Origin of the sequence: Mucilaginibacter aquaedulcis, assembly GCF_030409325.1 — a bacterium.
GTDB classification, from domain to species: domain Bacteria; phylum Bacteroidota; class Bacteroidia; order Sphingobacteriales; family Sphingobacteriaceae; genus Mucilaginibacter; species Mucilaginibacter aquaedulcis.
The window spans coordinates 427,724-439,674 of record NZ_JAUFPR010000008.1 but is presented as its reverse complement, the minus strand read 5'-3'; the positions used below and the strand labels follow the sequence as shown (position 1 = coordinate 439,674).

Annotated in this window: 11 protein-coding genes; 9 read left to right on the top strand and 2 right to left on the bottom strand. The window is 40.1% G+C overall.

What is annotated here, in order from left to right:
* The 9 genes from QWZ01_RS25980 to recN form a co-directional block, all read left to right on the top strand.
* A partial coding sequence (locus tag QWZ01_RS25980) for a hypothetical protein (RefSeq protein ID WP_290328741.1) occupies positions 1–353 on the top strand: 353 nt, incomplete at its 5' end.
* A gap of 352 nt (positions 354–705) precedes the next feature.
* The gene (locus QWZ01_RS25975; protein ID WP_290328739.1) at positions 706–1,632 is read left to right on the top strand and encodes an outer membrane protein assembly factor BamD; all 927 of its coding nucleotides are present in this window, start codon (positions 706–708) and stop codon (positions 1,630–1,632) included.
* An 11-nt stretch (positions 1,633–1,643) separates the two neighbouring features.
* On the top strand, positions 1,644–1,976 hold the full coding sequence (locus QWZ01_RS25970; protein ID WP_290328737.1) for a DNA-directed RNA polymerase subunit omega: 333 nt from the start codon (positions 1,644–1,646) through the stop codon (positions 1,974–1,976).
* A 137-nt stretch (positions 1,977–2,113) separates the two neighbouring features.
* Positions 2,114–3,316, top strand: a complete 1,203-nt coding sequence (gene coaBC / locus QWZ01_RS25965) for a bifunctional phosphopantothenoylcysteine decarboxylase/phosphopantothenate--cysteine ligase CoaBC (RefSeq protein WP_290328735.1) — start codon at positions 2,114–2,116, stop codon at positions 3,314–3,316.
* Positions 3,313–4,206, top strand: a complete 894-nt coding sequence (porD, locus tag QWZ01_RS25960; protein ID WP_290328732.1) for a type IX secretion system protein PorD — start codon at positions 3,313–3,315, stop codon at positions 4,204–4,206. The genes coaBC and porD overlap by 4 nt, the downstream gene beginning before the upstream one ends.
* 41 nt (positions 4,207–4,247) lie before the next feature.
* The gene (locus tag QWZ01_RS26110; protein WP_494337324.1) at positions 4,248–4,346 is read left to right on the top strand and encodes a hypothetical protein; all 99 of its coding nucleotides are present in this window, start codon (positions 4,248–4,250) and stop codon (positions 4,344–4,346) included.
* 33 nt (positions 4,347–4,379) lie between these two features.
* Entirely contained in the window at positions 4,380–4,757 is a 378-nt protein-coding gene (locus QWZ01_RS25955; RefSeq protein ID WP_290328731.1) for a BlaI/MecI/CopY family transcriptional regulator, read from the top strand.
* A 5-nt stretch (positions 4,758–4,762) separates the two neighbouring features.
* Entirely contained in the window at positions 4,763–6,748 is a 1,986-nt protein-coding gene (locus tag QWZ01_RS25950) for a M56 family metallopeptidase (RefSeq protein WP_290328729.1), read from the top strand.
* 71 nt (positions 6,749–6,819) lie between these two features.
* Positions 6,820–8,520 (top strand): DNA repair protein RecN, encoded by a 1,701-nt coding sequence (gene recN, locus QWZ01_RS25945; RefSeq protein WP_290328727.1) that lies wholly within the window; start codon positions 6,820–6,822, stop codon positions 8,518–8,520.
* Positions 8,521–8,607: 87 nt separating this feature from the next.
* On the opposite strand, the gene QWZ01_RS25940 is transcribed toward recN, so the two are convergent.
* Both QWZ01_RS25940 and QWZ01_RS25935 read right to left on the bottom strand, forming a co-directional pair.
* Entirely contained in the window at positions 8,608–9,021 is a 414-nt protein-coding gene (locus QWZ01_RS25940; protein ID WP_290328725.1) for a hypothetical protein, read from the bottom strand.
* 153 nt (positions 9,022–9,174) lie between these two features.
* On the bottom strand, positions 9,175–11,709 hold the full coding sequence (locus QWZ01_RS25935) for an ATP-dependent Clp protease ATP-binding subunit (RefSeq protein ID WP_290328723.1): 2,535 nt from the start codon (positions 11,707–11,709) through the stop codon (positions 9,175–9,177).
* Between the last annotated feature and the right edge of the window lie 242 nt (positions 11,710–11,951).

Genomic DNA, 11,951 nt, shown 5'->3' with positions numbered 1-11,951 from the left:
AAGTTTCAGAACCCTTTCCTCTCAGACTTTCGTCCTCCGTAGCGGGCTGCAAAAGTGCAAATTGTTTTTCATATCCGAAAATTTATTTGAAGTTTTATTTGGCGCTTTATTCCGCTTCTTCTTTCTCACTCCCCTTCATAAGCCCCACTTCAACTAACCTTCTAAGAACAATCCCGCTTCCTAGTTTGCGGGGTGCAAAGATAGATACTTTTCTACCTCATCCAAACTTTTTTACCCCAATTTCATTACTTTTCTATGATCTGTCTGTTTATCAAGCACTAAATTTATGTAGAGGCTGCTTATCGCTCTTATCTTTGGCTAAGGATGCGCGTTTTATAGCTGAATTAACTTAACTTTTAAATCATACTGAGTTTTCTTGTCTACATGTGTATCTTTAATAATAGGTCATTATAGGCATGTAACAGATCGCGCCATCACAAACTTCGATATACATTATATATATAGTAACGTTTTAACAGTTTCGGGTGATCACCTTTACTATACATAGAACAATTAAAGCATTGATAATTTTAATAGTTGCAGTATATATACTACATTGGGCATCGTATCTTTATAAACTCCAAATCAGGAATAGTTAAAAGATGTTAAATACACCTTTATATATAAGCGGAGCCAAAACCGCGTTATATATTAGCCGATAAATAAATAATTGATTGATTTATATTATTCCCCTATCTTTGCAAAATGTTTAAAAAGCAACTTACGTTATTAGCCAGTGTTTTAGCTCTGTTAATTATCACACTTGGTAGTTGTAAAAGCAAATACGAAAAGTTAAAGGCAAGTAACGATTATGCCAAAAAATACCAGGAGGCTATTAAGTATTACAACAAACAGGACTATAACAAAGCCTTAGGCTTGTTTGAAGTGTTGGTTGAACGCTACCGCGGACGCGCCGAGGCAGAGGATCTGTTTTACTATTACGCCTTCACCAACTATAAACTGAAAGATTATACTGCAGCAAGATACCACTTCAAAACCTTTGCTGATACCTATCCATCAAGCACAAGGGCCGAGGAATGCCGTTTCTTTTCAGCTTATTGCTATTATCTTGATTCGCCGATATACTCACTTGATCAGGACAATACTTTAAAGGCTATTGAGTCGTTACAATTGTTTATCAATCTTTATCCAAAAAGCGACCGTGTTACGGAGGCGAGCAAATTGATCCAGAATCTGCGCGACAAACTGGAAACCAAGGCTTATGCCAACGCTAAGTTATATTTAACTATCAGTGATTATCAATCGGCAGTTATTGCCTTTAATAATGCACTGCGCGATTATCCGGATACCAAGTATGGTGAGGAAATGGAATTCCTGACTATCAAGGCACAATACTTATACGCCAGCCATAGCCGCGAGGAAAAACAAGAGGAACGTTATAACCTGGCAGTAGTTTACGCTAACCAGTTTAATGAAAAGTTTCCCTCAAGCAAATACGGCAACGAAGCCAAAGGACTTATAAAGGATAGCGAAAGAGGTGCACAATATGCTAAACGCATTATGGCCGAAGCCATGAACAACTATAAACTGGCCGAAAAATTAGCTAAAAAAGACTCTGTTAAAACGCTACCTCCATCAGAAAAAAATCAGCCACAAAAAATACCATATTAAAAAAATTATATATGACAGCAAATAACACCAACAAACCAGCAGTAGCGAGCAGCACTGTAACCCGCGATTTACGCGAGCTGGATGTAAACACTCACAATATATATGAGTCGCTTGTAATTATGTCAAAAAGAGCGAACCAGATATCAAACAATATTAAAGAAGAGTTACACCAAAAACTTTCTGAGTTTGCATCGTCAAACGATAACCTGGAAGAAGTTTTTGAAAACCGCGAGCAAATCGAGATCTCTAAACATTACGAAAAACTGCCAAAACCATCATTGGTTGCAGTTCAGGAATTTTTAGATGATAAGGTTTACTACCGTAACCCAACTAAAGAAGCATAAGCTTTTTAATTCAAAAGTTAAAAGTCAAAATTCAAAATTCAGGCGTAGCCTATTTTGAGTTTTGGCTTTTTCTTTTTAAGTATATTTGTGAGTTGAGATTCTTTTGAATTTTGACTTTTGAATTTTGACTTACTCAAATGCTTGAAGGTAAAAATATTGTTCTGGGCGTTTGCGGCAGTATTGCTGCATATAAATCGGCCCTGTTAGTAAGACTGTTAGTTAAAGCCGGTGCCAATATACAAGTGGTAATGACTCCCGATGCTACCAACTTTATAACCCCTCTTACACTTTCAACGTTATCTAAAAACCCTGCTCACGTTAATTACTTTAAGGCCGATACCGGCGAATGGAACAACCATGTTGAGCTTGGGCTTTGGGCCGATATGCTCATTATAGCACCGGCCAGTGCCAATACCCTGGCAAAAATGGCCAATGGGTTGTGCGATAACTTATTGCTGGCGACCTACCTTTCGGCCAAATGCCCGGTGTATTTTGCACCTGCTATGGATCTGGATATGTGGCTGCATCCTGCTACCCGCGCAAATGTGGCCAAACTGCAATCATTCGGCAATACGTTAATACCTCCTGGTAATGGCGAACTGGCCAGTGGACTTTATGGTGAAGGCCGCATGGCCGAACCTGATGAAATTGTGAGCTTCCTGACTTCAACCTTAAAAAAAAAACAGCTCTTAGCTAATCAAAATATCGTTGTTACCGCAGGGCCAACTTATGAGGCTATAGATCCGGTTCGCTTTATAGGTAATCATTCATCAGGTAAAATGGGCTTTGCCATTGCTGATGAGCTGGCTGCCATGGGTGCAAATGTTACCCTCATTACAGGGCCAACCGCGCAAATAAGTAAACAGCCTTCGGTGAAGCGAATCGATATAACATCAGCTGCAGAAATGCTGACGATCTGCCAAAGCAATTTTGCTGAAGCTAAAGCCTGCATCATGAGTGCTGCCGTGGCCGACTATACTCCAGCCCATGTGGCACAACAAAAGATAAAAAAGCAGGATGGAAACTTAAACATTGAGCTTAAAAAAACTACCGATATCTTAAAGACACTTGGCGAGCAAAAAACAAAAGATCAGGTATTGGTGGGCTTTGCGCTGGAAACCAATAACGAAGAAGAAAACGCGATAAGCAAACTGCAAAGGAAAAATCTTGATTTTATTGTGTTAAATTCGCTTAACGATGCCGGGGCCGGTTTTCAAAAGGATACCAATAAAATAACCATTATTGACCGTAACTTGCAGAAAACTGTTTTCGACCTCAAAACCAAAGATGCCGTGGCACAGGATATTTGCCTTAAAGTAGCTCAACTGATTAACCAATGAAGAAGATATTCCTTTACATACTGTTAGCCATATTCGGGTTTCGTGCTGCAGCGCAGGATCTGAATGCCAGGGTGCAGGTGCTCTCACCTAAAATATCGGGCAGCAACAAACGCATTTTTCAGACTTTGGAAACTGCCATGAAGGAATTTTTAAATGGTCGTAAATGGAGTGCCGATGCCATACTTCCGCAGGAACGCATTGACTGCAACTTCGTACTTAATGTAACCAACTGGGATGGCAGCAGTAACTTTAGCGGCGAATTACAGGTACAATCATCAAGACCGGTTTACAATGCTACTTATAGCTCAACACTGATAAATCTGAATGATAAGGATATTGACTTTGTATATAACGAAGGGCAAACCATTGATTATACCGATCAAAGCTTCCAGAACAACCTGAGCTCCATCATGGCTTTTTACGCCTATGTTATTATCGGGATTGATTATGACAGCTTCTCCTTATATGGTGGTTCGCCATATTTTGCCGCAGCTCAAACGGTTATCAACAACGCGCAAACGAGTTCATACCGGGGATGGAAAGCCTTTGATGGTAATGTGAATCGATACTGGCTGGCCGAGAATCTGAATAATAAAGTTTACGAGCCGTTGCGCAGCTTTATATATGATTATCATCGCAATGGTTTGGATGTAATGGCAGATGATGCAGCCAAGGGGCGTAAAGAAATATCATCTATCCTCCCATCGCTGCAGCAAATAAACCGGCAGCGTGTAGGCTCAATGTTGCCCCTTATATTTTATACCGCAAAAAGCGATGAACTGGTGTCGTTATTCAGTAAAGCCGAACCACAGGAGCGTCTGCAGGCTATGAACATACTGGTTCAAGCCGATCCGGCAAACGGCAACAAATATCAAACGCTGCAGAAATAGGTTATACATACTCTAAATAAACAAAAAGAGGCACATTTATTTTGTGCCTCTTTTTGTTTATGAGCCCGTCTATCCTACTCTTTTTCAAGTACTATCAAAAAAATTTCACAAAACTCTTGCAAATACGAAAATCATCGTAGATATTTGTACGAAGAAATTCGTATAAGAGCAAAATGGATATAAAACCAACAGAAAGCGAGCTGGAGATACTACAGGTGATGTGGAGCAAAGGGCAATGTACCGTACGTGATGTGCATGAAGAGCTGGCAAAAAATAAAGATGCCGGTTACACCACTACCCTCAAGCTAATGCAGATCATGCATGATAAAGGTATGGTTGAACGCGATACATCGTCAAAAACGCATTTATATAAAGCATTGTTTAGTCAGGAGCAGGCTCAAAGCAACGCTTTGGATAAAATATTGTCTACTGTATTTAAAGGCTCTACCTCCAACCTTGTGATCCAGGCCTTGGGCCAGCACCGGGCATCACAGGATGAAATAGATGCTATTAAGAATTATCTTGATCAATTTGATAACAATAAAAAATAAACGCCATGCAAAGTTTGTTCTATAACATAAGCCAGGTTTTAGGTATTACCCTTATCCATTCAGTATGGCAGGGCCTGTTGGTGTGGTTTGTGCTGCGCCTGTTATTTACATGCACACCATCTATGTCAACAGTTAACAAGCATAACTGGAGCATGGCTGCATTGTTGGCTATAGCTGCGTGGTTCACCGGCACTTTAATTACACAGTTTCAAAACCATACCTGGGTTAGTTTATCGGCAGCTGCATCGCCAGAGTTTTTACCTTATTTTAATTTCCCTTTAAAAAACACCGCCCACACTGTAACCACGAGTTATTATAACTATGTTATTGAAGGGTATCTGCCTTATGTTTCGGCATTCTATTTTGCTGGCCTGGTTTTCAATATACTCAAAATGGGCCTCAACTGGCAAAAAATAAGCCTCATCAAAAGAACCATGATACCTGCCCGCCAGGTACAGGTATATGCCGATAACTTTTGCCAAAAGCTGCATATCAAGAAATATGTAAGTGTAAACTTTAGTCGCTTTATTGATGTACCCTGTATGATAGGCTTTTTTAAACCTATCATATTATTACCGGTTACATTAACAACCTACCTGTCTGTTACCGAAATTGAATCTATTTTATTGCATGAGCTATCGCACATTAAACGGAATGATTATCTGTTAAACATGGTTCAGCAATTTGTAACCATACTGCTTTTCTTTAATCCCTTCGCCCAATTAATTAACCGAATTATAAACCAGGAACGTGAAAACCACTGCGACGACCTGGTGATACAAACCACTGCCCAACCATTAATTTACGCGCAGGCGCTTTTAAAACTGGAACAATCAAGGCAAGTGAATTTACCGCTGGCCCTGGCTGCAACCGGAAAAAAATACCATTTATTAAACAGAATTGAACGCATCATGAAACCACAAAAACCCATAGGCAACATACGCCACCTGTTAGTGGCCTTAGCTATAATAACCGCCAGCATAAGCAGTGTAGCATGGTTAAACCCTACCGTAAAAGATGGCAAGCTATTCATAAAAAAAGTCAGCTATCCAAAAGCAATGGTTAACCTGTTTACTGATACCATTAAAAAAGATACTGCTAAACGTAAGCCCCGTACAGCTGCTAAAAAAACTGCGAAAGTGCAAACCCCGCATAATAACAAATTCAAATATACTGATGAGCATAATGGCCTTAACGATGCTGAACTTAACAGGCTTACAGCCGAAGTTGCCAAACATGCCCAGGCCATGAGTAAATACTATGACAGCCCCGAGTTTAAAAAACAAACCGAGCTGCTGGCTCAAAAAGGCAAAGCCATGGCCGATTATTATAACCGTCCCGAAATGAAACAACTGCAGGAAAATCAACAGAGAATGGCAGATGAATTTCAAAAAGAATGGGGTGATAAAAGCCAAACAAAAGAAATGAGTGAGCAAATGAGCAAGATGGGTGATAAAATTGGTGAGTACTTTAACAGTCCTGAATTTAAAAAGATGAACGAGGAGCTCAGGAAAAAGTACAATATCCCGGCCGATAAGCAATATTTTGACGATAATAAGGACGAAAACTACCGGAAATATCAGGCCGAGCTGCAAAGCAAAATTTCACCGGAGGTGAGGGCTCAAACAGATCAGTTAAAAAAACTGGGCGAGCAAATGCGCAGCCACTATGATTCGCCTGAATTTAACAGAAAACGCGATCAGCTAAGGGCTATGGGTGATAGCATGAGAAGAATGTATGCAAACCAGGATATGAAATTAAAACAAGCCGAAATGAAAAGAATAGGCGAACAGATGCGCGGCTACCAGAACAATCCCGAAATGAAGAAAGAACAAGAGCTATTACAGCAAGCATCTAAAAACCTACGCAACTATACCCAAAGCCCTGCCTTTAAGAAAAAAATGGAAGAGTATCGGAAGCAAGCAGAGTCATACGATTTTAAGTATGACTATAAAGTAGATACTGATGTTAAAAAAGACACGGTTCAATAATTTTAAATAGCGAGGTCAATACCCTGAAATTCGTAATTTAGTATCCTTAATAAAATAAGGATACTTTTTTTATGCTTCAAAAGCTAACCATTAATAACTACGCGTTAATTGATAACCTTGAAATAAGTTTTGGCAAGGGGTTAAATATACTCACCGGCGAAACCGGTGCCGGTAAATCGATCATATTGGGTGCGCTTTCGCTTATTTTAGGGCAGCGTGCAGAAAGCCGTTATTTTTTCAATCAGCAAAAAAAATGTGTTATTGAGGGCCTTTTTAAAATTGGCGATTTTCAGTTAAAGTCGTTTTTTGAAGATAACGACCTGGATTATGAAGCCGAAACCGTTTTACGCCGTGAAATATCAGCCGATGGCAAATCAAGGGCATTTGTAAATGATACCCCGGTTAATCTGACCGCGCTGAAACAACTTGGCGAAAAACTGATAGATATACATTCGCAACATGCCACCCTCGAAATAAATGATCCTGAATTTCAGCTGCTGGTAGTTGATGCCGTTGCCAAACATGACAATCTGTTGCAAGATTATCAAGGTAAATTCAGGGCTTACCGAAAGTCAGTAGCCAAATTGAATGAGTTGATAGCGGAGAGTGATAAAGCCAAGGCCGACTTGGATTATTTTCAATTTCAGTTTGATGAACTTGAAAAAGCAAACCTCAACGCCGATGAGCAGGAACTACTTGAAAAAGAACTTTACGCCTTAAATAATGCTGAAGAAATAAAACGCAACCTTTTTGGCGCCTATTATTTAATGCAGGAAAGCGAGACTTCGGCCCTGACCCAACTGCGTGAAGCCGGTCAACAGTTAGGTACGCTCGAAAAATTTGATGCTGAAATTGAAGAACTTCACCAGCGGCTTAACAGCACCATCATCGAATTAAAGGATATCGCGGCCGAAATTGAGGTAATTGAACAGCGCACCCAAACCAATGATGCCCGTGTTGAAGAAATTAACACCCGCCTCAGCCTCATTTATAACCTCCAAAAAAAGCACCGCGTAAACACCAATGCCGAATTGTTGGAGATACAGGAAGACCTTTCTGACAAGATACAGAAAGTATTATTCAGCGATGAAGCGGTAGAGCAACTACAAAAACAGCTGACCACTGATAAAACAGAACTGGAAAAACTGGCAGCCCAACTTACGGCCAATCGGGTAAAGGCTATTCCGGCTATAGAAAAACAGGTATTGGCTACATTGGCAGAAATGGGAATGGGAAATTCAGCACTAAAAATTGAAATCTCTCCCCTATCTATTAAAGGAGCTGAAAAAGCAGACCGGGATAATTCACACTCAGGCGGATTGGGGGCCAATGGTGCCGACCAGATCAAATTCCTGTTTTCTGCCAATAAGGGACACGCGCTGGCCGAAATGAGCAAAGTAGCTTCGGGTGGTGAGCTTTCTCGTTTAATGTTGAGCATTAAATCGCTTATTGCACAGTACACCGCCCTGCCTACTATTATTTTTGATGAGATTGATACAGGTGTATCTGGCGAGGTAGCCAACAAGGTTGGCCAGATCATGGAACAGCTTGCGGGCAACCTGCAGGTGATCACCATTACGCACCTTCCACAAATTGCCAGCAAGGGCGAGTTTCATTACTTTGTTTATAAAGATGATTCGGCAGCTACTACCTATACCCGCATCAAACAATTGGATAAAAAGGAAAGGGTATTGGAAATTGCCAAGATGCTTAGTGGAGATAAACCTGGAGAGAGCGCGCTACAAAATGCGAGGGAACTTTTAGAAAGTTGATATACATTTAGCACACAAGAAAAATTCAAGATATAAAAAAAAGCGCCCGACTAATTGCCAGGCGCTTTTTTTATGCTTTCTGAATAATTATTGTGTAGAGTCTACCAACACAACTTTCACCTTGATATTATCTGCAGGTGCCTGAGCCAGATGAGCACCGTTAGCACCCTGTGCGTATATAGTTACCGAACCAACAGATGATGTATAGCTATAAGAGATACCGTTGTATACTTCGGGCAGTGCCTCATAGGTTGCTCCATCATCATAAGAGATGTAAACCAATACTCCGCCATTTGCTTGTGCATACTGATCTTGTTCTGGCAGATCTTTAAGAGTTGATGACCATGATTTATTACCTGCATCATCAGTGTAAACTGTCCAGCCAGTTGTTCCGTTAACGGTATAAATTGCAGTAATATTAGCCGGTGTAATATACTTTTTAGTACATGAAGTTGCTGCCAGTAATATGGTGCAGCATACAAGAGTCAAGATTTTTTTCATACAGTAATGTTTTGTAGTTATTAGTAAGACGTAAATTAATTAAAAAGGTTTAACGTTTTTTGCTTTCTTTTATTTTTAGCTAAAATGAACAACCATGTTAAAACAAAAAACCCGGCCAATGGCCGGGTTTCGTTTATTTAAAAGGGTTTGCAATTATTTCTGCTCTTCCTGTTCAGGCTCTTTGCTTTCGCCTTTTTCATCAATGATAGTGATCTGACTGGTTTCCTTGTCAAAATCAACTTTCATAACATCGCCCTCGCTCAATTCGCCTTTTAGTATTTCTTCAGCAATTGGATCTTCCAGGTATTTCTGGATGGCACGTTTTAACGGACGTGCGCCAAATTGCGAATCATAACCTTTTTCGGCAATAAACTCTTTAGCTGCTTCGGTAAGTTCAATTTTGAAACCTAAACCGTTAACTCTGCTAAACAAGTAAGCTAATTCAATATCAATGATCTTGAAGATCTCGTCTTTACCCAAAGAGTTAAACACGATCACATCATCAATACGGTTCAAGAACTCTGGTGCAAAAGCACGTTTTAAAGCGTTTTCAATAACACCTCTTGAATGTGTTTCGGCTTGTAAGGTTTTAGCGTTAGTGCTGAAACCAACACCTTGTCCGAAATCTTTAAGCTGACGGGCACCAATATTTGATGTCATGATGATGATGGTATTCCTGAAGTCAACCTTACGACCCAATGAATCTGTCAACTGACCTTCGTCTAACACCTGCAACAGAATATTGAATACATCCGGGTGAGCTTTTTCAATCTCATCCAGCAAAATCACTGCATAAGGTTTACGACGTACTTTTTCAGTTAATTGTCCACCTTCTTCATAACCCACGTAGCCCGGAGGCGCTCCTACCAAACGTGAAACCGCGAATTTTTCCATGTATTCGCTCATGTCAATCTGTATCAGGGCATCCTCGGTATCAAACATAAAGCGGGCAAGTTCTTTTGCAAGCTCAGTTTTACCAACACCGGTTGGACCTAAGAAGATGAATGAACCAATTGGTTTTTTAGGATCTTTCAATCCTGCGCGTGTACGTTGTATGGCACGTGTTAATTTTTTAATAGCCTCATCCTGACCAATGATCTTGCTTTTCACGGTATCAGCCATGTGCAGCAATTTCTGGCTATCAGCCTGACCAACCCTTTGTACAGGGATTCCGGTCATCATGGATACTACTTCGGCAACATTATCTTCAGTTACAGTGTAACGTTTTGATTTTGTTTCGGCTTCCCATGCAGCTTTAGCCTGATCAAGTTCAACCAGTAAATTCTTTTCAGTATCACGCAGTTGTGCGGCTTCCTCATATTTCTGGCTTCTTACAACTTTGTTTTTCTCAATCTTGATCTGCTCAATCTTCTGCTCAATATCCAAAATGTTTTGTGGCACATGGATGTTGGTTAAGTGAACGCGTGATCCTGATTCGTCTAAAGCATCAATAGCTTTATCCGGTAAAAACCTATCGGTAATATACCTTGTAGTTAAAGTAACGCAGGCATTGATAGCTTCCGGAGTATAAGTTACGCCATGGTGCTCTTCATATTTTTCTTTGATCCTGTTCAGTATTTCAATGGTTTCTGCAGGAGTTGCAGGTTCAACCATTACTTTCTGAAAACGACGGTCAAGAGCTCCATCTTTTTCAATATACTGGCGGTACTCATCTAAGGTAGTTGCGCCAATGCATTGAATTTCGCCCCTGGCCAAAGCAGGTTTAAACATATTTGAGGCATCCAATGATCCCGAAGCACCACCAGCACCTACTATAGTATGTATCTCATCAATAAACAGAATTACATCAGGTGATTTTTCCAATTCGTTCATTACCGCTTTCATGCGCTCTTCAAACTGACCGCGGTATTTTGTACCGGCAACCAAAGAGGCCAAATCAAGTGTAACTACACGTTTATTGAACAATACACGTGATACTTTACGCTGAACAATGCGCAGGGCCAATCCTTCGGCAATAGCCGATTTACCAACACCTGGTTCGCCTATTAATATAGGGTTGTTCTTTTTACGACGTGATAATATCTGTGATACCCTTTCAATCTCTTTTTCACGACCAACAATAGGGTCAAGCTTACCATCTTCGGCGGCACGGGTTAAATCGCGGCCAAAGTTGTCAAGCACAGGAGTCTTTGATTTAATATCAGAAACCTTTTTAGGCTGACTAAATGACTCTTCTTCTTTAAAATCATCATCGCCACCTGTAGGTGATCCTGGCATTTCGTCAGTAACATCATTTTTATGTGATTCAACCTCGCCTTTAAATACTTCATAGTTTACATTAAACTGCATCAGTATTTGTGAGGCAATGTTATCCTCATCGCGAAGTATGGAAAGCAACAAGTGCTCGGTTCCAATTACATCGCTTTTAAATATCTTGGCTTCAAGATAAGTTATCTTAAGTACTTTCTCGGCTTGTTTAGTTAACGGGATACTGCCAATATGTACGTTTGTTCCAATAGTTCCTTTAACGGCATCTTCAACGGCGCGGCGTAGTTTGGCCGTATCAACGTTCAAACCTTTGAGCAATTTAATTGCTACTCCGTCTCCGTCCCGGATAAGCCCCAGTAAAAGATGTTCGGTACCAATATAGTCGTGTCCCAGGCGTAAAGCCTCCTCTCTGCTATATTGAATAACATCCTTAACCCTCGGCGAAAATTTAGCTTCCATATATACCTTTCTTATTATGAACGTCCTAATCTATTAATTTTGTTTTTACAAACCACGACGCTTGTGTTAACATTTATCAACAATATTGCCAACATTTAACGGTTTGCAGAAACAGACATTGATATGATACGCAAGCTATTAAAGTTTAGCTTTATTCAGCAATTTTAATCTCAAAACACCTAATTAGTCGCTATTTTTTACAATATACAAACTAAATACACCTATTTGATACAAAAAATTCA